We start from the raw sequence: 25,628 nt of genomic DNA, 5'->3' as shown, positions 1-25,628 counted from the left end.
CATGACAGCACTGGACGACCGCACGCCGGTCATCGTCGGCGTCGGCGAAATCACCCACCGCACCAAGGAGGCCGCCGAAGGCCTCGAACCCATCGAGCTGATGGCACGCGCCATGCGCGCGGCCGAACAGGACAGCGGCGCCGCCGCGCTGCTGGCCGGCCTCGACTCGCTCGACATCGTCTGCGAGTACTCGTGGCCCTACACCGACGCGCCGGCGCTGCTCAACGCGCGCCTGGGCTGCAGCCCGGCGCGCAGCGTCTACGGAGAGACCGGCGGCGAATCGCCGGTGCGCTACATCCACGAGGCCGCGCTGCGCATCGCGCGCGGCGAGAGCACCGTGGCGGCCGTCACCGGCGCCGAGGCGCGCTACACGGTCGATGCCGCCGCCAAGCTCGGCACGCCGCTGGCCTGGACGCCGCGCGACGACAGCGTGAAGCTGGTGCGCGGCACCGACATCTGCCACCCGGTGGCGATCAAGCTCGGCGCCGCCATGCCGACCACCATCTATCCCTTCTACGAGAACGCCGCGCTCGCCCACTGGGGCCAGACGCCGCGCCAGGCGCAGGACGAGTCGTCGCGCCTGTGGGCGCGCTACTCCGAAGTGGCCGCCGCCAACCCTTATGCCTGGCTGCGCAAGCCCTTCACGCCCGAAGACATCGCGCGCATCGATGCGGCCAACCGCCTCATCGCCTGGCCTTACACCAAGCACATGGTGGCCAATCCGCTGGTCAACATGGGTGCAGCCGTGCTGCTCACCAGCGTGGGCCATGCGCGCGAACTCGGCATTCCCGAAGACCGCTGGGTCTACGTGTGGGACGGCGCCGCCGCGCGCGAGCCGCGCGACTACCTGCAGCGCGACCAGTACCACCGCTCGCACGCGCAAGACCTGGTGATGGAAACCGTGCTCGCGCAGGTCGGCGGCGACGCCTCGGCCTTCGAGATGCTGGAGCTGTACAGCTGCTTCCCCATCGTGCCCAAGATGGCGCGCCGCACGCTGGGCCTCGCACCCGAGGCGCGCATGACCTCCACCGGCGGCCTGAGCTTCTTCGGCGCGCCGCTCAACGACTACATGACGCACGCCGCCGCCGGCTTGGTGCGCGCGCTGCGCGACGCACCCAAGGGCAAGGCCGCGCTGCTCTACGGGCAGGGCGAGTACGTCACCAAGCACCACGCGCTGGTGCTCGGCTCCAGCCCGCCGCCGCAGGGGCTGCTGAAGCCCGACTACAGCGTGCAGGCCGCTGCCGATGCGCGGCGCGGACCGGTGCCGCCGCTGGTGCTGCAGTACACGGGCGCCGCCACGCTGGAGACCTTCACCGTGGTTTATGGCCGCGACGGCCAGCCCTCGCAGGGCATCGTGATCGCGCGCACGCCGGCCGGCGAACGGCTCATGGCGCGTGTCGAGGCGACGGATGCGGCCTCACTGAAGGTGCTGACCGATCTCGACCGCAGCCCCGTCGGTTGCGGCGGCACGGTGACGGCCGGTGCGGACGATCTTTTGAACTGGAGCGTGTCATGAGCGCAGTCACCGTCGAACGTCTGCCGGGCCACGTCGCCCTCGTCACCATCGACCGCCCCGAGGCGCGCAATGCCGTCAACGGCGATGTGGCGACGGGGCTCGAAGCCGCCGTCGATGCCACCGAGGCCGACGACGACATCCGCGCCGTGGTGCTCACGGGCGCGGGCCGCGAGGCCTTCTGCGCAGGCGCCGACTTGAAGGAAGTGTCGGCCGGCCGCGGCAGCGCGCTGCGCACCGAGCGCGGCGGCTTCGCCGGTTTCGTGTACCGCGAGCGCAGCAAGCCGTGGATCGCCGCCGTCAACGGCAAGGCACTGGCCGGCGGCACCGAGCTCGTGCTGGCCTGCGACCTCGTGGTGGCCGTGCGGCAGGCGGCCTTCGGCCTGCCCGAAGTGCTGCGCGGGCTGATCGCCGCGGCGGGCGGGCTGTACCGGCTGCCGCGCGCCATTCCGCCGAACATCGCGCTCGAACTCATCCTCACGGCCGGCCAGCTCGATGCCGAGCGCGCGCACGGCTTCGGCCTGGTCAACCGCCTCGTGGACGATGTGGACGGTCTGCGCGAAGCCGCGCTGGCGCTGGCCGCCGAGATCGCGCGCAACGCCCCGGTGGCGGTGCGCCAGAGCCTGCGCGTGGCACGCGAGGCGAACAGCGGCCTCGACGAGGCCGCGCTGCGCGCCCTCACGCGCGACGCCTTCGAGCGCGTGGCCGCGAGCGAAGACTTCAAGGAAGGTCCGCGCGCCTTCATCGAGAAGCGCGCGCCGCTATGGAGCGGTCGCTGAAAGGAAAGAGCCCCATGTCCGACACCGATGACATCCTCATCGACCGCAGCCGCGAAGGCATCGCACTGCTCACGCTGAACCGCCCGGCGCGCCTCAACGCGCTGAGTCAGCCCACCGTGCGGCGCCTGTGTGCCGCGCTCGATGCGCTGGCGCAGGACGACAGTGTGCGCGTGCTGGTGCTCACCGGCGCCGGGCGCGGCTTCTGCGCCGGCTGGGACCTCACCACACCGCTCACGCGCCGCGACGACCAGCCGCTCGCAGGCGAGCCCTCGGTGGCCGACCTGATGGCGGGGCAGGAGCTGTTCGCCGGCATGGTGCGGCGGCTGCGCGCGCTCGACAAGGTGGTGATCGCCGCGGTCAACGGCGTGGCCGTGGGCGCGGGCTTTGCGCTCACGCTGGGTGCCGACATCCGCGTGGCCGCGCGCTCGGCGTCGTTCCATGTGGGCGCGGTGCGCATCGGCCTCACGGCCGGCGAGTGCGGCATCAGCTACCACCTGCCGCGGCTGGTGGGCGCCTCGCGCGCCTTCGAGCTCATGCTCACGGGCCGACCCGTGCCGGCCGACGAGGCCGAGCGCATCGGCCTGGTCGCCGCGCTGGTCGACGACGAGGCCTTGCTGCCGCGCGCGCTCGCCCTGGCTGCCGACGTGCTGCGCAACAGTCCCTACGCCACGCGTCACACCAAGCAGCTCATGTGGGCCAACCTCGAAGCCCCGAGCCTCGACGCCGCGCTCGAGGTGGAGAACCGCGCCCAGGTGCTGGCGCTGAAAACCGAGGATTTCCGCGAGGCTGCTGCCGCCTTCGCGGCCAAGCGCGCGCCCGTCTTCATGGGGCGCTAAGCCGTCCTGCCTCGCTTTCGTCGCTTCCGACGATGCGACGCCGGCGCCCGCGCGCCAAGATGCCTCTACACAACAGGCCGCCGGGTGCGCGCCAGAGGAGACACACATGGCAGGACCCCTGAAAGGACTTCGGGTCGTCGAGATGGCCGGCATCGGCCCTGGCCCCTTTTGCGCGATGCTGTTCGCCGACATGGGCGCGGAGGTGCTGCGCATCACGCGCCCCGGCACGCGGCGCGACCCCCACGACATCCTGGCGCGCGGGCGCAGCACCTGGGAGGTCGACCTGCGCGCCCCCGGCGCCGCCGCCCCCGTGCTCGACGCCATCGCGCGCGCCGACATCCTCATCGAGGGCTTCCGCCCCGGCGTGATGGAACGCCTGGGCCTGGGCCCGGCCGAATGCCACGCGCGCAACCCGCGCCTGGTCTACGGCCGCATGACCGGCTGGGGCCAGCACGGCCCGCTGGCGCACGCGGCCGGCCACGACATCAACTACATCGCCATCAGCGGCGCGCTGCACGCCATCGGCCGCTCGGGCGAGGCGCCCGTGCCGCCGCTGAACTACGTGGGCGACTTCGGCGGCGGCGCCATGCTGCTGGCCTTCGGTTTGCTGGCCGCGCTGCACGAGGTGAAAAGCTCGGGCCAGGGCCAGGTGGTCGACGCCGCCATGACCGACGGCGCCGCACTGCTGTCGGCCATGATGTACGGCTTCAAGTCGGCCGGCCAGTGGAGCAACCAGCGCGGCGAGAACATGCTCGACGGCGGCGCCCACTTCTACGACACCTACGCCTGCGCCGACGGCAAGTACGTGGCCATCGGTTCCATCGAGCCGCAGTTCTACGCGCTGCTGCGCGAGCGCTGCGGCCTCGTCGACGACCCCGCCTTCGACGCCCAGATGGACGCCGACCGCTGGCCGCTGCTCAAGCTGCGCCTGGCCGACGTGTTCCGCACCCGCACGCGCGACGAATGGTGCGTGCTGCTCGAAGGCAGCGACGCCTGCTTCGCCCCCGTGCTCGACTGGGACGAAGCGCCGCAGCACCCGCACAACGTGGCGCGCGGCACCTTCGCGACCGTGGGCGGCGTGGTGCAGCCCGCGCCTGCGCCGCGCTTCAGCCGCACCGCGCCGGTCGTGCCGCCGGCCGTGTCGCCCGACGACGGGCAGGCGCTGCTGCAGCGCTGGGGCGCGGCTGCGCCTGTGGCCGAAGTGCGCTGACGTCTTTCATCCTTGGGCATGCGCGTTGGCGCATGCATGGCATTTCCGCACCGACAGGAGCCCGTGCCCATGCAATCCATGCAACCGAAGCTGCACCTCACGCAGGCCCTGCACCGCGCCGTGCAGTGCAGCCCGCGCGCCGTCGCCACCGTCTTCCAGGGGCGCACGCGCACCTACGGCGAACTCGGTGATCGTGTCGCGCGCCTCGCAGGCGCATTGCGCCGCCTGGGCGTGCAGCCCGGCGACCGCGTGGGCGTGCTCGCGCTCAACGCCGACCGCACGCTGGAGTACTACCTGGCCGTGTGGTGGGCCGGCGGCGTGGTCAACCCGGTCAACACGCGCTGGAGCGTGGCGGAGATGGCGCACTCGCTCGACGACTGCGCCACCGGCATCCTGTTCGTCGACGACCAGTTCCTGCCCGTGGCCGCCGAGTTGCGCGCCGCCGCGCAGGCCGTCACCACCTGGGTCTACATGGGCGAGCGCCAGGCGCCGACTGGAATGACCGACTGCGAAGCCCTGATCCGCGAGAGCGCGCCCGTGCCCGACGCACTGCGCGGCGGCGACGACCTGGCGGGCGTGTTCTACACCGGCGGCACCACCGGCCGGCCCAAGGGCGTGATGCTCAGCCAGTCGGCGCTGGTGATCAACGCGCAGGTCTCGATGCTCGGTGCGTTCTTCGACGACAGCGCGCGGCTCTTGCAGGTGGCGCCGCTCTTTCACCTGGCGGGGCTGTCGTTCCTGCTGCGCGGCGTGCTCATGGGCTGCACGCAGATCATCCTGCCGGGCTTCTCGGTGGACGGCATGCTCGCCGCCATCGAGCGCGACCGCGCCACCAACCTCATGGCCGTGCCCGCGATGCTGCAGATGCTGGTGGACGACCCGCGCACCGCGCAGGCCGACCTGTCGAGTGTGCGCTTCGTCGGCTACGGCGCCTCGCCGATCACCGAGGCGCTGCTGGAGCGCGCCTTCGCCACCTTCCCGCAGGCCGAGTTCGCGCAGGGCTACGGCATGACCGAGCTGTCGGCCGGCGTGAGCTACCTCACACGCCACTACCACTCGCCCGAAGGCCGCAAGCTCGGCAAGCTGGCCTCGGCCGGGCAGGCGCTCTCGGGCATCGACCTGCGTGTGTGCGACAGCGACGGCCGCGACGTGCCGCGCGGCACCGTCGGCGAACTCACGGTGCGCAGCCCGTGCGTGATGCAGGGCTACTGGAACCTGCCCGAGCAGACGGCGGCCGCGCTGCGCGATGGCTGGATGCACACCGGCGACGCGGCCTGCATGGACGACGACGGCTTCGTCTTCATCGTCGATCGCTACAAGGACATGATCGTGAGCGGCGGCGAGAACATCTACTGCGCCGAGGTCGAGGGCGCGCTCGCACGCCATCCCGCCGTGGCCGCCGCCGCCGTCATCGGCGTGCCCGACGAGCGTTGGGGCGAGGCCGTGCATGCGGTGGTGGTGCGCAAGCCCGGCAGCGATGCCGATGCCGACGCGCTCATCGCGCACTGCCGCGAATTGATCGCCGGCTACAAGTGCCCGCGCAGCGTCGAGTTCGTCGACGCGCTGCCGATCTCGGGCGCCGGCAAGGTCATGAAGTACCGCCTGCGCGAGCCGCACTGGGCAGGCCATGCACGCCGGGTCGCCTGACAAAACCACCAAGGAGACGACACCCATGTTCCTCACCCAGCCCCTGCACAAGGGTCGCCGCGAGAAGGCCCGCGAAACCGCCGTGGTCTGCGGCGCCCATCGCCTCGACTTCGCCACGCTCACCGACCGCGTGGCGCGCCTGGGCGCCGTGCTGCAGCAGCTCGGCATGGCGCGCGGCGACCGCGTCGGCATGATGAGCCTCAACTCGCACCGCTTCGTCGAGTTCTTCTTCGGCACCTGGTGGGGCGGCGGTGTCATCAACCCGGTGAACATCCGCTGGAACCCGAAGGAGGTCGCCTACTCGCTGGACGACTGCGACACGCGCATCCTGCTGGTGGACGACCTGTTCGCGCCCATGGCCGGAGAGCTGCGCAAGCTCTCGACCTCGCTGCGCACCGTCGTGTATTGCGGCGACAGCCCCGTGCCCGAAGGCATGGTCGGCTACGAGGCGCTGCTGGCCGATGCACAGCCCATCGACGACGCACCGCACAGCGCCGACGAGCTGGCCGCCATCATGTACACAGGCGGCACCACCGGCCGGCCCAAGGGCGTGATGCTCACGCACGGCAGCCTCTACATCAACGCATTGAGTTCGGTGGCAGCGGTGCCGCGCGAGACGCGCAATGCCGCCGTCGTCATCGCCGTGCCCATGTTCCATGTGGCCGGCTGCGGGTTGTCGCTGCAGAGCATCCTGCGGCTGGTGCCGCAGCACGTGGTGCCGGTGTTCGACGAGGTGGCGATCCTGCAGGCCATCCAGTCTGCGCGCGCCACCGAGATGTTCCTCGTGCCCACCATGATCAAGCGCGTGATCGAACACCCGCGCTTTGCCGAGTTCGACCTGTCGAGCCTGCAGATGCTGCTGTACGGCGCCGCGCCCATCGACGTGGCGCTGCTCGAGCAGGCCATGGCCGCGCTGCCCGCCACGAGCTTCTCGCAGGCCTACGGCATGACCGAGCTGTCGCCCACCGTGGCCGTGCTGATGCCGCACTTCCACCTGCCCGGGCCCGACCGCAATCGCCTGCTGCGCGCAGCCGGCACGCCGGTGCCCGTGGCCGAGATCCGCATCGTCGACGGCGAAGACAACGAAGTGCCTCCAGGCCAGGTCGGCGAGATCGTCGCGCGCGGCCCCATGGTCATGAAGGGCTACTGGAACAAGCCCGCCGAAACCGAGGCCGCGCTGCGCGGCGGCTGGATGCACACCGGCGACGGCGGCTACATGGACGAGCACGGCCTGCTGTTCGTGGTCGACCGCATGAAGGACATGATCGTGAGCGGCGGCGAGAACGTGTACTCGGCCGAGGTCGAGAACGCCATCGCCCAGATGCCGCAGGTGCTGATGTCTGCCGTCATCGGCGTGCCCGACGACAAGTGGGGCGAGCGCGTGCATGCGGTGATCGTGTTGCGCGAAGGCATGCCGCTCGCGGCCGACGACGTCATTGCGCATTGCCGCGACCAGATTGCCAATTACAAGTGCCCGCGCAGCGTGGAGTTCCGCGACGCGCTGCCGCTGTCTGCCGCCGGTAAGCTGCAGAAGTTCCAGCTGCGCGAGCCCTTCTGGGCCGGTAAAGAGCGCCGCGTCGGCTGACCCCATTCCCCTCATTTCAAGACACTGAAGGACAACCCCATGCCCATCGATTTCCGCCGTTCGTGGAGTGACGAAGAACTGGAGCTGTACCGCGACAACGTGGTGCGTTTCGTCGAAACCGAAATCGTGCCGCACGACGAAGAGGCGCGCAAGCGCGGCCACGTCGGCCACGAGGTGTGGCGCAAGGCCGGCGCTCTCGGCCTGCTGTGTTCCGACATCCCCGAGGCCTACGGCGGCGCCGGCGGCGACTTCCGCCACGAGGCCGTCTTCTACGAAGAGAAGGCACGCCGCGCACTCAGCGGCATGGCCAGCTCGGTGCACACCATCGTCGCGCACTACTTTTTGAACCACGGCACCGAGGCGCAGAAGCTGAACTACCTGCCGCGCATGGCGCGCGGCGAGCTGGTCGGCGCCATCGCCATGACCGAACCCGGCGCCGGCTCCGACCTGCAGGGCGTGCGCACGCGCGCCGAGAAGCAGCCCGACGGCAGCTACCGCATCCGCGGCTCCAAGACCTTCATCACCAACGGTTTTCTTGCGGGCGTGGTGCTGGTCGTGACCAAGACCGACCCGACGCAGGGCGCCAAGGGCACCTCGATCCTCATCGTCGAGACCGAGGGCTGCGAGGGCTACCGCGTGGGCCGCGTGCTCGACAAGATCGGCATGAAGGCGCAGGACACGTCCGAGCTGTTCTTCGACGACGTGCACGTGCCCGCCGACGCGCTGCTCGGCGGCCAGGAAGGGCAGGGCTTCTTCCAGCTCATGAGCGACCTGCCGTACGAGCGCACCATCATCGGCGTCAACGCGCTGGCCACCATGGAAGGCGCCTACCAGGCCACGCTCGACTACGTGCGCGACCGCAAGGCCTTCGGCAAGCCGATCGCCGAGTTCCAGAACACCAAGTTCAAGCTGGCCGAGATCGCCACGCAGATCAAGGTCGGCCGCGCCTTCATCGACCGCTGCGTGGAAGACCTCGTGGCCGGCCGGCTCGACACCGCCACCGCCTCCATGGCCAAGCTCTGGGCCTCCGAGACGCAGGGCCGCGTGGTCGACGAATGCCTGCAGCTCTTCGGCGGCTACGGCTTCATGACCGAGTACATGGTTGCGCGTATGTACGCCGACGGGCGCGTGCAGCGCATCTACGGCGGCACCAACGAGATCATGAAAGAAGTGATCTCGCGCGCGCTTTGAATGCGATCCGCGTCATGAGCGACGTCTTGCAGATCGAGCAGCGCGATGGCGTCGCCTGGCTCACGCTGAACCGTCCCGAGCGCCTCAACGCGCTCGACCCGGTGCTGGTGCGCGCATTGCGCGACTACTTCGAGGGCCTGAACGCGCGCAGCACCGAGCGCGTCGTCGTGCTGCAGGGCGCGGGCCGTGCCTTCTGCGCCGGGCTCGACCTGAAGGAGCAGGCGGGCGGCGAAGACCTCGGCGTGGCCGACATGCTCGAACAGCAGAAGGGCATCCGCGACATCATGCTGGCCATGCGGCGCTGCCCGCAGCCCATCGTGTGCGTGGTGCAGGGCGCGGCCAGTGGCGGCGGCTTTGCGCTCGCGCTGGCCTCGGACGTGCGCCTGGTCACGCCCGACGCGCGCATGAACGCCGCCTTCATCCGCATCGGCCTGTCGGCTTGTGACGTGGGCGTGAGCTACTTCCTGCCGCGCATGGTCGGTAGCTCGGTCGCAGCCGAATACATGCTCACCGGCCGCTTCATGGACGCGCAACGCGCCTACGCGCTGGGCCTCGTGAGCCGCGTCGATGCGCTGCCCGCGCTGCAGACCGAGGCGCAGGCGCTCGCCGACGACATGCTGAACGCGACGCCCGTGGCACTGCGTCTCACCAAGGAAGCGCTGGGCCTCGCGGTGGACGCCGGCAGCATGGAAGCGGTGATCGCCATGGAAGACCGCAACCAGGTGCTGTGCACCCAGACCCGCGATTTCCGCGAAGGCATGGCCGCCTTCCTCGAGAAGCGCGCGCCCGTCTACACGGGGCGCTGAGCTTCATCTTCATCCCGCACGTCTTCGCGTGCATGCATGCAAGCAAGCAAGGATTCCCATGACCCTCGACGACCTGATGTTCAAGCCCGGCCTGCTCGCCGGCCGCCGCTACCTCGTGACCGGCGGCGGCAGCGGCCTGGGCCGCGTGATGAGCGAGGCGCTGCTGCTGCTCGGCGCCGACGTGTACATCTGCGGGCGCCGCGCGCCCGTGCTCGAAGAAACCGCCGCCGAATTGATGCACCTGCACGGCGGCCGCGTGATCCCCAAGACCTGCGACATCCGCCACGACACGCAGATCACCGAGATGCTCGACGCCATCTGGGCCGACGGCGGTGCGCTCGACGGCCTCGTCAACAACGCCGCGGGCAACTTCGTGAGCCGCACCGAAGACCTGTCGCCGCGCGCCTTCGACGCCATCTCGAGCATCGTCTTTCGCGGCAGCTTCTGCATGACGCTCGAATGCGGCAAGCGCTGGTTGGCGGAAGGCAAGGCCGCGTCGGTGCTGTCGATTCTTACCACCTGGGTGTGGAACGGCTCGCCCTTCACCGTGCCTTCGGCCATGTCGAAAGCCGGGCTGCATGCCATGACGCAGTCGCTCGCCGTCGAGTGGGCCGGCCGCGGCATCCGCTTCAACGCCATCGCGCCGGGCCTGTTCCCCACCGAGGGCATGAGCGCGCGCCTGAACCCCGGCGGCGGCGAGCACAAGGCCGAGCGCAACCCGATGGAACGCAACGGCCGCATGCCCGAACTGGCCAACCTCGCGGCCTACCTGCTCGGCCCGGGCTCGGAGTACGTCAACGGCCAGACCATCGCCATCGACGGCGCGCAGTTCCAGGCCACGGGCGGGAATTTCTCGCGGATGTCGGAATGGAAGGACGACGACTGGCAGCGTGCGAGAGAGAACATCGCGGGGCGGAATGCGCAGGACAGGCGGCAGCGGCTGGCGGTCTGATGTCGAAGGAAGGGCGTTTCCCGCCCAGCTAGTCCTGCGGCTTGAGCGTTCGGCGGGTCAAGACCTGGGTGCCTTCTCTGGAGAGCAAGCGCGTGCGTTTCAGGTCGGTGTCGAAGATCGCCAGATGTGAGACTGAGCTCTCCATGATGAAGCCGATTGCGACAGGTGTACCGTCCTTCAACACTTCAACGCAGGAGTACTTGGCCGTGACACATCCCTTCAAGTATTCGAGTTCTTCGCGCTCAGCGATTGCGCGGCCCGCTGTCTCGCCAACAATCGCTGGTATCGCCATGAATGCGGTAACAACAACGAGTGCAAGAGGAAGAAGGCCGATGACGAGTGTGGTCAGCGTTGTTTGCCGTACGAGTCGTTTGAGCCAAGGAGGACGTCTTTCAAACCACTGCCATCTAGATGCGTTTGGCGTTCCGAGGGGCGTCAAGAGAACGAATACATAAAGACCAGCACCGACTGCAGTTCCGAAAAATATCAAGAGATTGCTTGCAGCTGTTCGCAGGAAGGCGAAGAAGCGCTCGAAGAGCACGTAGTAGCCGTTGATGATCAGCCAGTCTGCTGCTTTGGGGAACAGGCCTGCGTCGATTCCCCAAGCATTCAGATACGCGCGATGGGCGGCGTCGCCCAAAAAATGGAGCGCTACCGTTCCGAATGCTGCAGTTGCAGCGGCAATACTGAGAAGTGTTGGAAGACTCGGTCGGTTGAGTCTCGGTCTTGTCGTCGGCTCTGAATCATTTGCTTGCATGGAGCAACTTTAGCTTTTCCGCCGCTCTGAGATTTAGTTTCCTTGCACAGACGAACAAGCACTCCTTGCGCACTGCACGGGTTCTCTTAGCGAATCACCCCCAGCTTGCGCGCAATCGCCACCGCCTCGGTACGGCGTTTGGCCCCCAGCTTCATGTTGATATTGCGCAGGTGCGTGCGCACCGTGCTCTCCGACACGAACAGCTTCTCGCCCATCGCGTTGTTCGAGTAGCCCTCGGCCAGCAGCTGCAGCACGCGGATCTCCTTGCGCGTGAGCGGCTCCTTGGTGGCGTCGCCCGAGGGCGCCTCGGCGTCGATCGGTGAGGGCGGCGGGCCGAGCACCTGCAGCAGCCGTTGCAGGTAGTCGGCCAATATCGGGTCGCTGCGCAGCACAGGTGCCACGGCGCCGGCCTCCTGCTGCATCGCTGCCGCATAGCGGTGCACCAGCGTGCCCACGGACGGGCCCTCGTCGAGGATCAAGCGCACGAAGCCTTCCTGGCTCGCAGTCTGCAGCACGGCGCCGATTTCCTCGAGGGCGGTGGCGAGGTCGCCTGCGCGCTGCAGCGCCAGCGCGCGCAGCACGCGCAGCTTGAGTGCGCGGCGGTTGCGGTTGGCGGCGACGGCGGCGTGCAGTTCGGCGTCGAGCACGGTGAGGGCCGCACGCGCGTCGCCGAAGGCGATGTCCCAGCGCGCTTTGGCGAGCGCGAGGTAGTCGAGGTCGTGTGCGGGCAGGCGCTGGCGGCGCTCGCGTTCCCACAGCTCGGGGTCGTCGGCGCGCTGCAGCTCGTCGCGCGACGCGGGGCCGTTGCCCTGCAGCAGCAGCATGTGGGCGCGCTCCAGCTTGGCGCCCGCGACCACGCGCGGCAGTTGACGGTGGTGGCCCAGGTATTCGAGTTCGGTGAGCGCCTGGAACGCGGCGTCGATGTCGCCTGCGTGGAAGGCGATGCGCGAGCGCATGACGTGGCTCAGGATCATGTGGTCGGGCAGGCCCACGTCGCGCGCCAGCGGCAGGTACACGTTCAGCAGGTGCTCGGCCTGCACGAGCTGGTTGGTCTCGTACACGGCGCCCGCGTACAGCACGCCGGCCCAGGCGTTGCCGTGGCTGTGGTTGTACGACACGGCATGCGTCGAATCGACCGCCATGCGCAGCCGCGCGGTGGCTTGCCTCAGCCGGCCTTCGGTGAGGTCGAACAGGCCCGCGAGCGACTCGGTGTACATGCGGTTGAAGGTGCTGTTGCCCTGCTCGCGCCGCGCGGCCTCGAGCAGGCGCTGCGCCTCGCGCTGGTCGCCGCGCACCGCGAGGATATGGGCCATCGCATTGAGCAGCACGCCTTCGGCAAAGGCCAGCCCGGTGGGCAGGCGCGCGAGGCTTTCGCGGCCGGCTTCGTAGGCGGCGTCGTGCTGGTCTTCCATGGCCAGCAGCAGCGGAATGAGCGTGTGGGCGTTGGCGCGCACCTCGGGAATGGGGCTCTCGAGGCAGCCCGATTGTTCGAGCAGCCGCATGGCGTCCCACGGGCCGTGCGTGAAGCAGGTGGCCCACAGCGCGATGAGTTGCAAGAACGGATGCTCGCGCAGCTGGTGTTCAGGAATCGCCGAAAACCAGCGCGCCAGCATGCGCATGCGGCCCTGTTCGAGGAACTGCTCGGCGTAGCTGTCGAGCAGCGTGAGTGCGTGCGGATGGTCGCCGCCTTCGATGGCGTGGTCGATGGCGGGCACGGGCCGGCCGTGCGACTCGTACCAGCCCGAGGCCGCGAGGTGCAGCCGCGCGAGCTCGTCGGGCCGCTCGCGCGCCAGCTGTGCGCGCAGAAAGTCGGCGAACAGGCTGTGATAGCGCCACGCGCGCACCTCGCCACCCGCATCGCCGCTCACGGGCGTGAGGAACAGGTTGGCGGCGGCGAGCTGTTCGAGGATGACGGCGCTGTCGCCGCGCGGGCTCAGCGCCTGGCACACCGACGCGTCGAGCTGGCGCAGGATGCTGGTGCGCAACAGAAAGTCGCGGATCTCGGGTGGCTGGTGCGCGAGCACGTCTTCGGCGAGGTAGTCGGCCACGGCGCGGTCGGAGCCCGAGAAGCGCTCGATGAAGCCCGTCTCGATGCCGTGCCGCTCCAGGGCCATCGACGCCAGCCAGATGGCTGCGACCCAGCCTTCGGTCTTGCGGTGCAGCTGCGACAGCATGTCGGCCGGCAGCGCCTGCGGCGGCTGCGCGGCGGCGTGCGGCGCATGCGCCTGGCGCAGGCCGATGAAGGCGCTGGTTTCTTCCAGCGTGAAGCGCAGGCGGTCGGTGTCGATCTCGATGAGCTGGCCGCGCGCGCGCAGCCGGCCCAGGCCCAGGTCGGGCAGGCTGCGAGAGCCGATCACGATCTGCCCGCGCCGCGGCAGGTGCTCGACGAGCTCGCGCACGAGGCCGAGCACGGCGGGTTCCTGCACCACCTCGAAGTCGTCGAGGAAGAGCGTGAAGGGCGAGTCGTGCGCGGCCAGCGCGGCCACGGCGTCGAAGGGCGCGTGGCTTGCGGGCTCGTCCACGCCGATGCGCTGCACGGCCTCGGCCAGGCAGTTGAGAAAGCGCGACACGTCGTTGTCGGCGCGGTCGAGCGTGAGCCATGCGGTGGCGATGCCCTGCGCGTCCATGCGCTCGCGGATCTGTGCCATGGCAGTGGTCTTGCCGAAGCCGGCGGGTGCGCGCACCAGCACCAGCTTGACGGTGGCGGCCGCGATTTCTTCGCTGATGGCGGTGCGCGGCACCTGCGTGGCCACGAAGGCCGGCGGGTTGAGCTTGGTCTCGAGAATCCGGAGCGAGGAAGGGGGAACGGGGGCTGGTGCAGGCATCGCAAAGGGGGAGTGAATGCCTGGAAATTCCGTCGCTTCCGACGATTCCGGCAACCGATTCTGCTTCCTAAACTGGCCGCAGACAAACTGAATTCCCCTGCATCCGGTGGCCCTGCGCACCCGGGCAGCGCCCTGCCCATGACCCACGACGTTTTCATCTACGACCACGTGCGAACCCCGCGCGGCAAGGGGCGCGCCGACGGTGCGCTGCACCCCATCACGCCGGTGCAGCTGGCCACGCAGGTGCTGCAGGCGCTGCGCGAACGCCATGCACTCGACCCCACGCAGATCGAGGACGTGGGCCTGGGCGTGGTGATGCCCGTGGGCGAGCAGGGCGCCGACATCGCGCGCGTGGCGCTGCTGTCGGCGGGCTACGGCGACAGCGTGGTCGGCTTTCAGCTCAACCGCTTCTGCACCTCGGCGCTCGACACGCTCAAGATGGGCTTCGGCCTCGTGGCCTCGGGCCAGGCCGACGCGGTGATCGGCGGCGGCGTGGAGTCGATGTCGCGCGTGACCATCGGCAGCGACGGCGGCGCGGTCTACACCGACCCCGCCGTGGGCCAGCGCTACCCCTACATCCCCAACGGCGTGGCGGCCGACCTCATGGCCATGCTCGACGGCGTGGACCGCGAGGCGGTCGATGCCTACGCCATGGAAAGCCAGCGCCGCGCCGCCGTGGCGCAGGCCGAAGGCCGCTTCGACCGCTCGCTCGTTCCCGTGCGCGACCGGCTCGGCCGCACCGTGCTCGCGAAAGACGAGGCCAACCGCCCCGGCACCACGATGGCCGACCTCGCCAAGCTCAAGCCCGCCTTTGCCGGCGTGGCCGCGCAGGGCTACGAAGCGATCCTGCTGCAGCGCTATCCCCAGCTCTCGCACATCGACCCGATCCACACGGGCGGCAACTCGAGCGGCATCGTCGACGGCGCCTGCGCGGTGCTGCTGGGCAACCGCGACTACGGCACGCGCAACGGTCTGACGCCGCGCGCGCGCATCGTCGGCAGCGCCTCGTGCGCCGACGAGCCATTGCTGAGCCTGGGCGGCCCGATGCCGGCCACCGAGCGCCTGCTGGCGCGCTGCGGCCTGCGCATCGGCGACATCGACCTGTTCGAGGTCAACGAAGCTTTTTCGGTGGTGCCGATGCGTTATGCGCGGCACTTCGACATCGACCCCGCGCGCATCAACGTGAACGGCGGCGCCATCGCGCTGGGCCACCCGCTGGGCGCGACCGGCGCGATCCTCACGGGCACGCTGCTCGACGAGCTGGAGCGGCGCGACGCGGGCCTGGGCCTGGTCACGCTGTGCGCCGCGGCGGGGCAATCGACCGCGCTGGTGATCGAGCGCGTCTGAGCGCGTCTTCTCTCAAGTTCTTTTCTCATGCATTCCAACATCCGATTCGAGGTCGATGCCGACGGCGTCGCGCTCCTCACCCTCGACGTGCCCGGCCGGCCGATGAACGTGTTCACGCCCGGCTTCACGGCCGACCTGCGCGCGGCCGTGGCGCAGATCGTGCAGCGCGCCGACGTGCGCGGCGCGGTCATCACCTCGGGCAAGGCCAGCGGCTTCATGGCCGGCGCCGATCTCAAGGACCTCGTGGGCTTTCATGCGACGGGCGGCAGCGCGGCCGACGCCGCCGAGGCCATCGCGCCCGGCGGTCGCGTGCTGCGCGAACTGGAGCGCTGCGGCAAGCCCGTGGCGGTGGCCATCAACGGCGTGGCGCTGGGCGGTGGCTTCGAACTGGCACTGGCCTGCCATCACCGCGTGCTGCTCGACGAGCCGCGCGCAGTGGTCGGGCTGCCCGAGGTCACGGTCGGTCTGCTGCCGGTGGGCGGCGGTACGCAGCGGCTGCCGCGCCTCATCGGCATTGCGCGCGCGCTGCCGCTGCTGCTCTCGGGCCAGCACGTGGCGCCGGCCGAGGCGCTGGCGCTGGGCATGGTCGATGCGCTGGCACCGGCCGACCAGCTCGTGCCGGTCGCGCGCCGCTGGGTGCTCGACCACCCCGAGGCCGGCCAGCAGCCGTGGGACGTGAAGGGCTTCAAGGTGCCGGGCGGCGCGGGCGCGCTGGCGCCGCACGCGGGCGCGAGCTTCGGCGCCACGCTGGCGCAGGTGCGGCGCGACACGCACGACAACCTGCCGGCGCCGCTGGCCATCCTGTCGGCCGTGTACGAAGGCACGCAGTTGCCGATGGACGCGGGGCTGGCGGTCGAGGCGCAATGCTTCGGCCCCTTGCTGGCCGGCCCGGTGGCGCGCAACCTGATGCGCACGCTGTTCGTGAACCGGGGCGCGGCGCTGCGGCGCAAGGGCGACCTGAGCGCGGTCAATACCGCGTATGTCGAACGGCTGCGGCAGCTGTACCGCAGTGAAGGTGCGGCGCTGTTGAGCGAGGGCGTGTCGCCTGCGCTCATTGCGAATGCCGCGCGGCAGGCTGGGTTGGGCGAGAGCCCGCTGACCGCTGAAGCCACCGCGACACAGACTGCCGCATCGCAGCCCGACGCACGCGCCGTCGGCGAACGTCTGCTGGCACTGCTCGCGCTCGAAGCGGTACGTTGCCTCGAAGAAGGCGTGCTGAAGCAGCCGGTCGAAGCCGACCTCGGCGCCGTGCTCGCGCTGGGCTACCCCGACTGGACCGGCGGCACGCTCTCGTACATCGAAACGGTCGGCCTCGCCGCCTTCGTCGCACGCTGCGATGCACTCGCAGCGCGCCACGGCGAGCGATTCAAGCCTACGGCTGCGTTGCGCGAGCGCGCGCAATCGAACACCTCGTTTTATCCCACGGAGCAGGCCGCGTGAGCACAGGCCGCGCCGAAGCGCTGCAGTCGCTGGTCGCGCAGCTGCAGCTCGAACAGCTCGAGAAGAACCTGTTCCGCGGCACCAGCACCGACATCGGCGCGCCCGCCGTCTTCGGCGGCCAGGTGCTCGGACAGGCGCTGATGGCCGCGGCCCGCACGGTCGACGGGCATGCGGCGCATTCGCTGCACGGCTACTTCTTGCGCGCAGGCGACAAGGCCGCGCCCATCGTCTACGACGTCGACCGCATCCGTGACGGCGCGAGCTTCACCACGCGGCGCGTGGTCGCCATCCAGCATGGCGAGCCGATCTTCCACATGTCGGCCTCGTTCCATCGGCGCGAGGAGGGCGTGTCGCACCAGTGCGCCATGCCCGAGGCGCCACCGCCCGAAGCACTGACGCCGCGTGCCGGCTCGCGCGCTGGACCTCCTATACGGGTCGAAGGACCGATCGAGTTCCGCTACGTCGATCCGCGCGACCCGGTCACGGCCGGCCCGCGCCCGCCGCAGAGCCAGCTCTGGCTGCGTACCGCCGACGTGCTGCCCGACGACCCGCTGCTGCACCAGGCCATGCTGGCCTATGCCTCCGGCTACAGCTTCATGGGCGTGGCGATGCAGCCGCACGGCCTGGCCTTTCAACAACCCGGCGTGCAGGGCGTGAGCCTGGACCACGCGATGTGGTTCCACCGCGATTTCCGTTGCGACGACTGGCTGCTGTACGACGCCGATTCGCCCTCGGCTGAACATGCGCGCGGCTTCTGCCGTGGCGCGCTGTTCGACCGCGCCGGCCGGCTCGTGGCCTCGGTTGCGCAGGAAGGCCTGATCCGGGTGCGCCGATGATCAAGCTCGTCTTCTGCCTGCGGCGGCTGCCGCACCTGGACCGCGCGCAGTTCCAGCACCACTGGCGCCATGTGCATGCGCCGCTCGTGGCCGAACGCGCCGAGGTGCTCGGCTTGCGGCGCTACGTGCAGTCGCACACGCTCGACGATGCGCTGGTGCAGCCGCTGGCCGTGCCGCGCGGCAGCCCCGCGCCCTTCGACGGCGTGGCCGAGCTGTGGTGGGACAGCCTCGAGGCGCGCACCGGTGCGCAGCGCGACGAAGCCCGCCGCGCGAGTGCCGAGCTGCTCGCGGACGAGCGCCGCTTCATCGACCTGGCCGCTTCGCCGATCTTCTTCACCGACAAGTTCGCCGTGGTCGGCGACCCCGCCGCCGAGGCGGTGCGCGACTACCTGCAGGCGCGCGGCCGCCTGTAATCGTCGCTTCGGACGATGCCTGCGCGCAGGGCGCGTCCCTAAACTTTTTCCCACAGGTTGGCGTGTCGCCGGCCGCGAGGAGACCCCCTTTGTTCCAAGGCGAAAGTATCGAAGTCCTGCCGCTGCAGGACGGGCTGGTGGAGCTGCGCTTCGACCGGCGCGGCGAGGCCATCAACAAGCTCGACGCGCGCACGGTCGACGAGTTCCGCCAAGCCACCGAACGCATCGCGGCCTCGCCGGAGGTGCGCGGCGTGCTCGTGACGAGCGCGAAAGACGTGTTCATCGTCGGTGCCGACATCACCGAGTTCGGCGCCACCTTCCAGCAGGCCGAGGCCGACATTGCGCGCGGCGTGCGCGCCAGCAACGAGCTGTTCAACGCCTTCGAAGACCTGGCCGTGCCCAGCGTGGTCGCCATCAACGGCTTCGCGCTCGGCGGCGGGCTGGAGCTGGCGATGCTCGCGCCGCTGCGTGTGATGGCCGACACGGCCCAGGTCGGCGTGCCCGAGGTGAAGCTCGGCCTGTTCCCCGGCTTCGGCGGCACGGTGCGGCTGTCGCGCCTCGCGGGCCTGGCCACGGCCATCGACTGGGTGGCAAGCGGCAAGCCGGCCAAGGCGCCGGCCGCGCTGGCCGCGGGCGTGACCGACGAGGTCGCCGCGCCCGACGCCCTGCGCGACCGTGCGCTCGCGCTGCTGCAGCGTGCGGTGCGCGGCGAGGTCGATTGGCAAGCCGCGCAGCAACGCAAGCGCGCGCCGCTGGCGGTGTCGGCCCAAGAGGCGGGCGCGCTGGTCGAGACGGCGCGCACGCAGGTGGCAGCGCGCAGCGGCAAGCACCAGCCCGCGGCCCTCATCGCGCTCGAGATGATGGCCGAGGCCGCAGGCCGCGACCGCGCGGGCGCGCTCGATCTCGAGTCGGCCGCCTTCGGCCACGTCGCGAAGACACAGGCCGCCGCCTCGCTGGTGCAGGCCTTTCTCAACGACCAGGCGCTCAAGAAGCTCTACAAGCGCCACGCGCGTGAAGGCCGTCCGGTGAAGCAGGCGGCCGTGCTCGGCGCCGGCATCATGGGCGGCGGCATCGCCTACACCAGCGCGCTGCGCGGCACGCCGGTGCGCATGAAGGACATCGCGCAACCGCAGCTCGACCTGGGCATGGCCGAGGCCGGCAAGCAGCTCGCCAAGCAGGTGAAGAACGGCCGGCTCGCGCAGGCCAAGGTCGATGCCATCCAGGCGTCGATCGTGCCGCAGCTCGACGAGGCCGGCTTCGACACGGTGGACTGCGTGGTCGAGGCCGTGGTCGAGAACCTCGAGGTCAAGCGCAAGGTGCTGGCCGCGCTGGAAGGCAGCGTGAAGCCCGGCACCGTGATCGCCTCGAACACCTCGAGCCTTCGCATCGACGACATCGCCCAGCCGCTCGCACGGCCCGAAGACTTTGTCGGCATGCACTTCTTCAACCCCGTGCCGGTGATGCAGCTGGTGGAAGTGATCCAGGGCGCGAAGACGAGCAACGCCGCCGTGTCCACCGCCGTGGGCTATGCCGTGGCCGTGGGCAAGACGCCCATCGTGGTGAAGGACTGCCCTGGCTTCCTGGTCAACCGCATCCTCACGCCGTACATCAACGCCTTCGTGCAGTTGGTGGCCGACGGCGCCGACTTCGAGGCCGTCGACCGCGCGATGGAAGCCTTCGGCTGGCCCATGGGCCCGGCCTACCTGCAGGACGTGGTGGGCATGGACGTGGGCGCGCACGTGGGCGACGTGATCGCCGCGGGCTACCCCCAGCGCATGCCGGTCATTGAACGCAACGCCGTGAAGCTCATGGTGGCGAACAAGCGCTACGGCCAGAAGAACGGCGCCGGTTTCTATCGCTACGAGAACGACCCCACGGGCCGCCCGCGGAAGTCCACTGCGCCCGAGGCGCATGCGCTGGTCGCCACGCTGCAGCCGCAGGGCCGGCACGACTTCGCCGACGCGGAGATCGTCGAACGCATGATGCTGCCGATGGTGGTCGAGGCCGCGCACGCGCTCGAAGACGGCGTGGTCGCCACGCCGGCCGAACTCGACATGGCACTGCTGCTCGGCGTGGGCTTTCCGGCCTATGCAGGCGGCGCGCTCAAGTACGCCGACTGGCTCGGGCTGGACCGCGTGGTCGCGCTGTGCGACAAGCATGCGGCGCTCGGCGCGCCGTATGTGCCCACGGCGCGCATGCGCGAGATGGCGGCGCGCAAGCTGCGCTACTACCCGGTCTGAACGGCAGGCATTTCGTTTTTCATTTTTCCTTTCTCTCTCACTCTCCAAGGACAACAAGAGATGCAACTCGATTCCAGCATTGCCGCCGTCGTCACGGGCGGCGCCTCGGGCCTCGGGGCCGCCTCCGCGCGCCGCCTGGCCAGCCACGGCGTGAAGGTCGCGCTGTTCGACCTCAACGAGGCGCAGGGCGAGGCCCTCGCCAAGGAACTGGGCGGCGTGTTCTGTAAGGTCGACGTGACCTCCGAGGAGCAGGTCGATGCAGCCTTTGCCAAGGCGCGCGCCGCGCACGGCCAGGAGCGCGTGCTGGTCAACTGCGCCGGCACCGGCAACGCGGTGAAGACCGCGAGCCGCGACAAGGCCTCGGGCGAGATCAAGCACTTTCCGCTCGCCAACTTCGACCGCATCATCCAGATCAACCTCGTGGGCACCTTCCGCTGCATCGCCAAGTCGGCGGCCGGCATGCTCACGCTCGACACGCTGGAAGACGGCGAGCGCGGCGCCATCGTCAACACCGCCTCGGTCGCGGCGCAAGACGGCCAGATGGGGCAGGCCGCATACACCGCCTCGAAGGCCGGCATCGTCGGCATGACGCTGCCCATTGCGCGCGACCTCATGGGCGAGGGCATCCGCGTGAACACCATCCTGCCGGGCATCTTCAACACGCCGCTGCTGCAGGGCGCCCCCGACAACGTGAAGGCCGCACTGGCCGCCTCGGTGCCGTTCCCCAAGCGCCTGGGCAACCCGGCCGAGTACGCGACGCTGGCCGAGCTGATGATCACCAACGGCTACTTCAATGGCGAGAGCGTGCGGCTGGACGGCGCGATCCGGATGGCGCCGCGCTGACGTCAGGGCGCAGAAGGGCCGTCGTCAGCCCTTCTGCGCACGCCCCCGCGCCTGCACCGCCTCGCGCCGCGCGCGCAGCACTTCTGGCGTGAGCGATGCCGCCCACTCGCGCGTGGCGACCTGTTCCAGCGCCATGCCTTCGGCAAAGCTGCGCGCATGGCCGTCGTCGATCAGGCGCTTGTAGACCGGCAGCATCTCGGGCAGCGCGCTCGCGATGTCGGCGGCCAGCGCGAGCGCCTCGGGCATCAGCTGCTCGGGCGTGGTCACGCGGTTGACCAGCCCCCAGCGCTCGGCCTGCTCGGCGCCGACGAAGTTTCCGCTGAAGGCCATCTCCTTCGCACGCGCAATGCCGATGAGCCGCGACAGCCGCTGCGACAGCCCCCAGCCCGGAATCACGCCGATGCGCGCGTGCGTGTCGGCGAAACGCGCCTCGCTCGACGCGATCAGCAGGTCACAGGCCAGCGCCACCTCGAGGCCGCCCGTGAGGGCCGCGCCGTTCACGGCGCCGATCACCGGCCGCGGAAAGTTCGCGAGCGCGGTGGCCACGTCGGTGCCGGCGTCGCCGGTGATGGCGCCCGGGTCGATCTCGCGCAGGTCGAGGCCGGCGCAGAAGGCGCGGCCCGCGCCGGTGACGATGAGAACGCGCACGCTGTCGTCCTGCGCGAGCGTGTCGAGCGTGCGCACCAGGGCGCGCCGCAGTGCGAGCGACAGAGCGTTCATGGCCTGCGGGCGGTTCAGCGTGAGGCAGGCGCAGCCGTCCTGCGGGCGGGTGAGCAGAAGGATGTCGGCGTCGTCGGTTGCAGGTGTGTTCATGGCATGTCAGTGTTGGGCGCAGTCCGTACCGGGGCATCGTCGGAACGGACGAATCCGGCGGGCTTGTCCCGCTCACGACTCGAAACCCGCGCCCGCATCGGCACCATCCGCCGCATTGTCTTCATTGAATCCACAGAGAGAAAGAAGGAGCGTCCCCCATGGACTTCAGCCTCACCCCGGCCCAGCTCGACCTGCAGGAACGAACGCGCCGCTTCATCGCCGAAGAGGTGATGCCGCTCGAATCCGACCCCCGGCAGGATTCGCACGGCCCCGCCGAGGCGCTGCGCGACGAGCTGGTGGCGCGCGCACGCCGCGCCGGTTTGCTCACGCCGCATGCGTCGAAGGAACACGGCGGGCTGGGCCTGTCGCACGTCGATAAGGCCATCGTGTTCGAGGAGGCGGGCTACTCGCCGCTCGGCCCGGTGGCGCTCAACATCCACGCGCCCGATGAAGGCAACGTGCACCTGATGGAAGTGGTCGCCACGCCGGCGCAGAAGGCGCGCTGGCTGCAGCCGCTCATCGACGGCCACGTGCGCTCGTGCTTCTGCATGACCGAGCCGCCGCCCGGCGCCGGCTCCGACCCGTCGATGATGCAGACCGTGGCCGTGCGCGACGGCGACCACTACGTGATCACCGGGCGCAAGTGGTTCATCACCGGCGCCACCGGCGCGGGCTTCGCGATCATCATGGCGCGCATGGAAGACGGTTCGTCGACCATGTTCCTGGCCGACATGAACCAGCCCGAGATTGTCGTCGAGCGGCAGATCGACGCGCTCGACAGCTGCTTCACCGGCGGCCACGGCGTGGTGCGTTTCGACGGCCTGCGCGTGCCGGCCGCCGACGTGCTGGGTGCCATCGGCGAGGGCTTTCGCTACGCGCAGGTGCGGCTGGCGCCCGCGCGCCTCACGCACTGCATGCGCTGGCTCGGCGCGGCGCGCCGCGTGCACGAACTCGCCACCGACTACGCCCGCCGCCGCCAGGCCTTCGGCCATGCGCTGGTGGAGCACGAAGGCGTGGGCTTCATGCTGGCCGACAACGACATGGACCTGCACGTCTCGCGCCTGACCATCTGGCATTGCGCGTGGGTGCTCGATCAGGGCGGCAAGGGCCGGCACGAGTCGAGCGTGGCCAAGGTGCTGTGCTCGGAGGCCGAGTGGCGCGTGGTCGACCGCTCGGTGCAGATCCTCGGTGCGAGCGGCGTGTCGGACGAGACCGTGGCCGCGCGCATCTTCCGCGACATGCGGGCCTTCAGGATCTATGACGGCCCATCGGAGGTCCATCGCTGGAGCATGGCCAAGCGCCTCGCCAAGGCCTGATTCAGGCTGCGGGGGCCGGCGTCATTCCGCCGGCTCTTCCGCTCCCCCCTGCGCATCGTCCACCCGCTGCATGTTGTCGAGCAGCTTCAGCAGGTAGTGCAGGGTGTGCGTGACGTCGTTCACCGAGAACCCGTCAAGCACCTGCTCGTAGTAGGCGTAGATCTTCGGCTGCGCCTCCACCTTCCAGACGTGTTGCCCCGACCCGGTCATCGTGACCAGCCGTGACCGCCGGTCGCGGCTGTCGGGTGCGGTCGTCACGTGCCCGTCGCGCTCCATGCGGCTGACCAGGCCCGACAGGTTCTGGCGGCTGACCTTCAGGTAGCGCGCCAGGTCTCCCACGCTCATTCCCCCCACGGCCTCGTCGCGCGACAGCGCGCCGAGCACGGCCCATTGCTGCGTCGTCAGGCCCTCGGCCTCGACCGCGCGGCTGCCTGTTTTATGCAACATGTTTGCGCATTGATAGAGGCGGAAGAACACCCGGTTTGCCAGCGCCATGCGTGCTGCGTCAGTGTTTTCACTAGTGTTTGGCATGTTTTTTCTTTCGGAAAGGCTTGCGCGACGCCACTGCGGCATTCAATAATACGTCAACGTATTTACGTAAATGCCTAAAAAGCGGCGCCCAACGGCCCAACGATATAGCAAGCCCTCGCACCCCAGGAGAACCAGATGCAGCGATTTCAGGACAAGACAGTGATCGTCACCGGCGGCGGTGGCGGCATCGGCGGCGCCACCAGCCGCCGTTTCGCCCAGGACGGCGCCCGCGTGGCGGTGTTCGACATGAACCTCGAGGCCGCCGAAGCGGTGGCCGCGCAGATCCGCGCCGACGGCGGCCAGGCGCAGGCCTTCCGCTGCGACATCACCGACCGCCCCGGCGTCGATGCGGCCGTGGCCGCCGTGGTGGAGCGCTTCGGCCCGGTCGACGTGCTGGTCAACAACGCCGGCTGGGACGTGTTCAAGCCCTTCACCAAGACCGAGCCCGCGCAGTGGGACAAGCTCATCGCCATCAACCTCACCGGCGCGCTGCACATGCACCACGCCGTGCTGCCCGGCATGGCCGCGCGCAAGGCGGGGCGCATCGTCAACATCGCCTCCGACGCGGCGCGCGTGGGCTCGTCGGGCGAGGCGGTGTACGCGGCCTGCAAGGGCGGGCTCGTGGCGTTCTCGAAGACCATCGCCCGCGAGCACGCGCGCCACGGCATCACCGTGAACGTCGTGTGCCCCGGCCCGACCGACACCGCGCTCTTCGCCGAATACAAGGAAGGCGCGGGCAACCCCGAGAAGCTCATGGAGGCCTTCACGCGCTCCATTCCGCTGGGCCGCATCGGCCAGCCGAACGACCTGCCGGGCGCCATTCTTTTCTTCGCCAGCGACGACGCGGCCTTCGTGACCGGGCAGGTGCTCAGCGTCTCGGGCGGCCTGACGATGAACGGCTGAACCCCACACACCAGACACCTTTCAGGAGACACACATGGCATCCCCCGACTTCGAAGACATCCTCTACGACGTGCGCAACGGCGTGGCGTGGATCACCATCAATCGCCCCGAGAAGATGAACGCCTTCCGCGGCCAGACCTGCGACGAGATCATCCGCGCGCTCAACCGCGCGGGCTACGACCGCGGCGTGGGCGCCATCGTGCTGGCCGGTGCCGGCGAGAAAGCCTTCTGCACCGGCGGCGACCAGTCGGCCCACAACGGCAACTACGACGGTCGCGGCACCATCGGCTTGCCGATGGAAGAGCTGCACGACGCCATCCGCAACGTGCCCAAGCCCGTCATCGCGCGCGTGCAGGGCTTTGCCATCGGCGGCGGCAACGTGCTGTGCACCATCTGCGACCTGACCATCGCGTCCGAGAAGGCTGTGTTCGGCCAGGTCGGCCCGAAGATGGGCTCGGTCGATCCGGGCTACGGCACCGCCTTCCTGGCCCGCGTGGTCGGCGAGAAAAAGGCGCGCGAAATCTGGTACCTCAACCGCCGCTACAGCGGCGCCGAGGCCGTGGCCATGGGCCTGGCCAACGCCGTCGTGCCGCACGAGCAGCTCGATGCCGAGGTGCAGAAGTGGGCCGAGGAAATCTGCGAGCGCAGCCCCACCGCGCTGGCCATTGCCAAGCGCAGCTTCAACGCTGACACCGCGCACCAGGCCGGCATTGCAGGCCTGGGCATGTACGCACTCAAGCTGTACTACGACACCGAAGAGTCGCGCGAGGGCGTTGCGGCCCTGCAGGAACGGCGCAAGCCCGAGTTCCGCAAGTACGCCAAGTAGCCGCACCGGACACACCGCG

Annotated in this window: 22 protein-coding genes; 18 read left to right on the top strand and 4 right to left on the bottom strand. The window is 69.8% G+C overall.

Annotated features, from left to right (window positions below; all coding sequences use genetic code 11):
* The first annotated feature begins 1 nt into the window (after position 1).
* From RZE79_RS26795 to RZE79_RS26755, 9 genes are all read left to right on the top strand, one after another.
* Positions 2-1,516 carry an acetyl-CoA acetyltransferase gene (locus tag RZE79_RS26795; RefSeq protein WP_319357565.1) on the top strand — a complete coding sequence of 505 codons (1,515 nt, stop codon included), beginning with the start codon at positions 2-4 and terminating at the stop codon, positions 1,514-1,516.
* Positions 1,513-2,292 carry an enoyl-CoA hydratase-related protein gene (locus tag RZE79_RS26790; protein ID WP_319357564.1) on the top strand — a complete coding sequence of 260 codons (780 nt, stop codon included), beginning with the start codon at positions 1,513-1,515 and terminating at the stop codon, positions 2,290-2,292. The genes RZE79_RS26795 and RZE79_RS26790 overlap by 4 nt, the downstream gene beginning before the upstream one ends.
* Positions 2,293-2,306: 14 nt before the next feature.
* Positions 2,307-3,128, top strand: a complete 822-nt coding sequence (locus RZE79_RS26785) for an enoyl-CoA hydratase-related protein (RefSeq protein WP_319357563.1) — start codon at positions 2,307-2,309, stop codon at positions 3,126-3,128.
* Positions 3,129-3,234: 106 nt separating this feature from the next.
* Positions 3,235-4,338 (top strand): CaiB/BaiF CoA-transferase family protein, encoded by a 1,104-nt coding sequence (locus RZE79_RS26780; RefSeq protein WP_319357562.1) that lies wholly within the window; start codon positions 3,235-3,237, stop codon positions 4,336-4,338.
* Positions 4,339-4,407: 69 nt separating this feature from the next.
* A complete protein-coding gene (locus RZE79_RS26775; protein WP_319357561.1) occupies positions 4,408-5,985 on the top strand; it encodes a long-chain fatty acid--CoA ligase in 1,578 nt (525 codons plus the stop codon).
* Positions 5,986-6,010: 25 nt separating this feature from the next.
* Complete coding sequence (locus tag RZE79_RS26770; RefSeq protein ID WP_319357560.1) at positions 6,011-7,570, top strand: long-chain-fatty-acid--CoA ligase; 1,560 nt, start codon at positions 6,011-6,013, stop codon at positions 7,568-7,570.
* Positions 7,571-7,609: 39 nt separating this feature from the next.
* Positions 7,610-8,761: an acyl-CoA dehydrogenase family protein gene (locus RZE79_RS26765; RefSeq protein WP_319357559.1), complete on the top strand. Its 1,152-nt coding sequence runs from the start codon at positions 7,610-7,612 to the stop codon at positions 8,759-8,761.
* A 14-nt stretch (positions 8,762-8,775) separates the two neighbouring features.
* Positions 8,776-9,567: an enoyl-CoA hydratase/isomerase family protein gene (locus RZE79_RS26760; RefSeq protein WP_319357558.1), complete on the top strand. Its 792-nt coding sequence runs from the start codon at positions 8,776-8,778 to the stop codon at positions 9,565-9,567.
* Between the two features lie 58 nt (positions 9,568-9,625).
* Positions 9,626-10,519 carry an SDR family oxidoreductase gene (locus RZE79_RS26755; protein ID WP_319357557.1) on the top strand — a complete coding sequence of 298 codons (894 nt, stop codon included), beginning with the start codon at positions 9,626-9,628 and terminating at the stop codon, positions 10,517-10,519.
* A gap of 28 nt (positions 10,520-10,547) precedes the next feature.
* Here the strand turns inward: RZE79_RS26755 and RZE79_RS26750 are convergent, their stop codons facing one another.
* Positions 10,548-11,276 (bottom strand): hypothetical protein, encoded by a 729-nt coding sequence (locus RZE79_RS26750; protein WP_319357556.1) that lies wholly within the window; start codon positions 11,274-11,276, stop codon positions 10,548-10,550.
* Between the two features lie 86 nt (positions 11,277-11,362).
* Positions 11,363-14,101, bottom strand: a complete 2,739-nt coding sequence (locus RZE79_RS26745; RefSeq protein ID WP_319357555.1) for a LuxR C-terminal-related transcriptional regulator — start codon at positions 14,099-14,101, stop codon at positions 11,363-11,365.
* A gap of 138 nt (positions 14,102-14,239) precedes the next feature.
* On the opposite strand from RZE79_RS26745, the gene RZE79_RS26740 reads away from it, so the two are divergent.
* The 6 genes from RZE79_RS26740 (at position 14,240) to RZE79_RS26715 (ending at position 21,220) form a co-directional block, all read left to right on the top strand.
* A complete protein-coding gene (locus tag RZE79_RS26740; RefSeq protein WP_319357554.1) occupies positions 14,240-15,448 on the top strand; it encodes an acetyl-CoA C-acetyltransferase in 1,209 nt (402 codons plus the stop codon).
* Between the two features lie 27 nt (positions 15,449-15,475).
* Complete coding sequence (locus RZE79_RS26735) at positions 15,476-16,888, top strand: enoyl-CoA hydratase-related protein (RefSeq protein ID WP_319357553.1); 1,413 nt, start codon at positions 15,476-15,478, stop codon at positions 16,886-16,888.
* Complete coding sequence (locus RZE79_RS26730) at positions 16,885-17,724, top strand: acyl-CoA thioesterase II (RefSeq protein ID WP_319357552.1); 840 nt, start codon at positions 16,885-16,887, stop codon at positions 17,722-17,724. Before RZE79_RS26735 ends, RZE79_RS26730 begins: the two co-directional genes overlap by 4 nt.
* Complete coding sequence (locus RZE79_RS26725) at positions 17,721-18,137, top strand: EthD domain-containing protein (protein WP_319357551.1); 417 nt, start codon at positions 17,721-17,723, stop codon at positions 18,135-18,137. Before RZE79_RS26730 ends, RZE79_RS26725 begins: the two co-directional genes overlap by 4 nt.
* A gap of 89 nt (positions 18,138-18,226) precedes the next feature.
* Positions 18,227-20,377, top strand: a complete 2,151-nt coding sequence (gene fadB, locus RZE79_RS26720; protein ID WP_319357550.1) for a fatty acid oxidation complex subunit alpha FadB — start codon at positions 18,227-18,229, stop codon at positions 20,375-20,377.
* A 60-nt stretch (positions 20,378-20,437) separates the two neighbouring features.
* Positions 20,438-21,220 carry an SDR family NAD(P)-dependent oxidoreductase gene (locus RZE79_RS26715; protein WP_319357549.1) on the top strand — a complete coding sequence of 261 codons (783 nt, stop codon included), beginning with the start codon at positions 20,438-20,440 and terminating at the stop codon, positions 21,218-21,220.
* Between the two features lie 24 nt (positions 21,221-21,244).
* Here RZE79_RS26715 and RZE79_RS26710 read toward each other — a convergent pair whose 3' ends face one another.
* Positions 21,245-22,033, bottom strand: coding sequence for an enoyl-CoA hydratase (locus tag RZE79_RS26710; protein ID WP_319357548.1), 789 nt, complete (start codon positions 22,031-22,033; stop codon positions 21,245-21,247).
* Between the two features lie 158 nt (positions 22,034-22,191).
* Between RZE79_RS26710 and RZE79_RS26705 the strand changes: the two genes are divergently transcribed.
* On the top strand, positions 22,192-23,349 hold the full coding sequence (locus tag RZE79_RS26705) for an acyl-CoA dehydrogenase family protein (protein WP_319357547.1): 1,158 nt from the start codon (positions 22,192-22,194) through the stop codon (positions 23,347-23,349).
* A 21-nt stretch (positions 23,350-23,370) separates the two neighbouring features.
* Here the strand turns inward: RZE79_RS26705 and RZE79_RS26700 are convergent, their stop codons facing one another.
* Positions 23,371-23,880: a MarR family winged helix-turn-helix transcriptional regulator gene (locus tag RZE79_RS26700; protein WP_101490414.1), complete on the bottom strand. Its 510-nt coding sequence runs from the start codon at positions 23,878-23,880 to the stop codon at positions 23,371-23,373.
* Between the two features lie 135 nt (positions 23,881-24,015).
* Between RZE79_RS26700 and badH the strand changes: the two genes are divergently transcribed.
* Together badH and badI are read left to right on the top strand one after the other, a co-directional pair.
* The gene (badH, locus tag RZE79_RS26695) at positions 24,016-24,783 is read left to right on the top strand and encodes a 2-hydroxycyclohexanecarboxyl-CoA dehydrogenase (RefSeq protein ID WP_056577609.1); all 768 of its coding nucleotides are present in this window, start codon (positions 24,016-24,018) and stop codon (positions 24,781-24,783) included.
* Between the two features lie 34 nt (positions 24,784-24,817).
* Complete coding sequence (gene badI, locus RZE79_RS26690; protein ID WP_095947987.1) at positions 24,818-25,609, top strand: 2-ketocyclohexanecarboxyl-CoA hydrolase; 792 nt, start codon at positions 24,818-24,820, stop codon at positions 25,607-25,609.
* Positions 25,610-25,628: the final 19 nt, after the last annotated feature.

Source organism: Variovorax sp. EBFNA2 (assembly GCF_033802765.1).
Taxonomy (GTDB): Bacteria; Pseudomonadota; Gammaproteobacteria; order Burkholderiales; family Burkholderiaceae_C; genus Variovorax; species Variovorax paradoxus_H.
Note: the sequence above shows the minus strand (reverse complement) of the source record. Positions and strands in the feature narration are given on the sequence as shown.

Excerpts from the sequence above, each read along its gene's own strand:
- RZE79_RS26780 (WP_319357562.1), top strand. The coding sequence starts at position 3,235 with ATGGCAGGACCCCTGAAAGGACTTCGGGTCGTCGAGATGGCCGGCATC.
- RZE79_RS26790 (WP_319357564.1), top strand. The coding sequence starts at position 1,513 with ATGAGCGCAGTCACCGTCGAACGTCTGCCGGGCCACGTCGCCCTCGTC.
- RZE79_RS26705 (WP_319357547.1), top strand. The coding sequence starts at position 22,192 with ATGGACTTCAGCCTCACCCCGGCCCAGCTCGACCTGCAGGAACGAACG.
- RZE79_RS26745 (WP_319357555.1), bottom strand. The coding sequence starts at position 14,101 with ATGCCTGCACCAGCCCCCGTTCCCCCTTCCTCGCTCCGGATTCTCGAG.
- RZE79_RS26785 (WP_319357563.1), top strand. The coding sequence starts at position 2,307 with ATGTCCGACACCGATGACATCCTCATCGACCGCAGCCGCGAAGGCATC.
- RZE79_RS26770 (WP_319357560.1), top strand. The coding sequence starts at position 6,011 with ATGTTCCTCACCCAGCCCCTGCACAAGGGTCGCCGCGAGAAGGCCCGC.
- RZE79_RS26755 (WP_319357557.1), top strand. The coding sequence starts at position 9,626 with ATGACCCTCGACGACCTGATGTTCAAGCCCGGCCTGCTCGCCGGCCGC.
- RZE79_RS26765 (WP_319357559.1), top strand. The coding sequence starts at position 7,610 with ATGCCCATCGATTTCCGCCGTTCGTGGAGTGACGAAGAACTGGAGCTG.
- RZE79_RS26700 (WP_101490414.1), bottom strand. The coding sequence starts at position 23,880 with ATGCCAAACACTAGTGAAAACACTGACGCAGCACGCATGGCGCTGGCA.
- RZE79_RS26710 (WP_319357548.1), bottom strand. The coding sequence starts at position 22,033 with ATGAACACACCTGCAACCGACGACGCCGACATCCTTCTGCTCACCCGC.
- RZE79_RS26725 (WP_319357551.1), top strand. The coding sequence starts at position 17,721 with ATGATCAAGCTCGTCTTCTGCCTGCGGCGGCTGCCGCACCTGGACCGC.
- RZE79_RS26760 (WP_319357558.1), top strand. The coding sequence starts at position 8,776 with ATGAGCGACGTCTTGCAGATCGAGCAGCGCGATGGCGTCGCCTGGCTC.
- badI (WP_095947987.1), top strand. The coding sequence starts at position 24,818 with ATGGCATCCCCCGACTTCGAAGACATCCTCTACGACGTGCGCAACGGC.
- badH (WP_056577609.1), top strand. The coding sequence starts at position 24,016 with ATGCAGCGATTTCAGGACAAGACAGTGATCGTCACCGGCGGCGGTGGC.
- RZE79_RS26750 (WP_319357556.1), bottom strand. The coding sequence starts at position 11,276 with ATGCAAGCAAATGATTCAGAGCCGACGACAAGACCGAGACTCAACCGA.
- RZE79_RS26740 (WP_319357554.1), top strand. The coding sequence starts at position 14,240 with ATGACCCACGACGTTTTCATCTACGACCACGTGCGAACCCCGCGCGGC.
- RZE79_RS26775 (WP_319357561.1), top strand. The coding sequence starts at position 4,408 with ATGCAATCCATGCAACCGAAGCTGCACCTCACGCAGGCCCTGCACCGC.
- RZE79_RS26735 (WP_319357553.1), top strand. The coding sequence starts at position 15,476 with ATGCATTCCAACATCCGATTCGAGGTCGATGCCGACGGCGTCGCGCTC.
- RZE79_RS26715 (WP_319357549.1), top strand. The coding sequence starts at position 20,438 with ATGCAACTCGATTCCAGCATTGCCGCCGTCGTCACGGGCGGCGCCTCG.
- RZE79_RS26795 (WP_319357565.1), top strand. The coding sequence starts at position 2 with ATGACAGCACTGGACGACCGCACGCCGGTCATCGTCGGCGTCGGCGAA.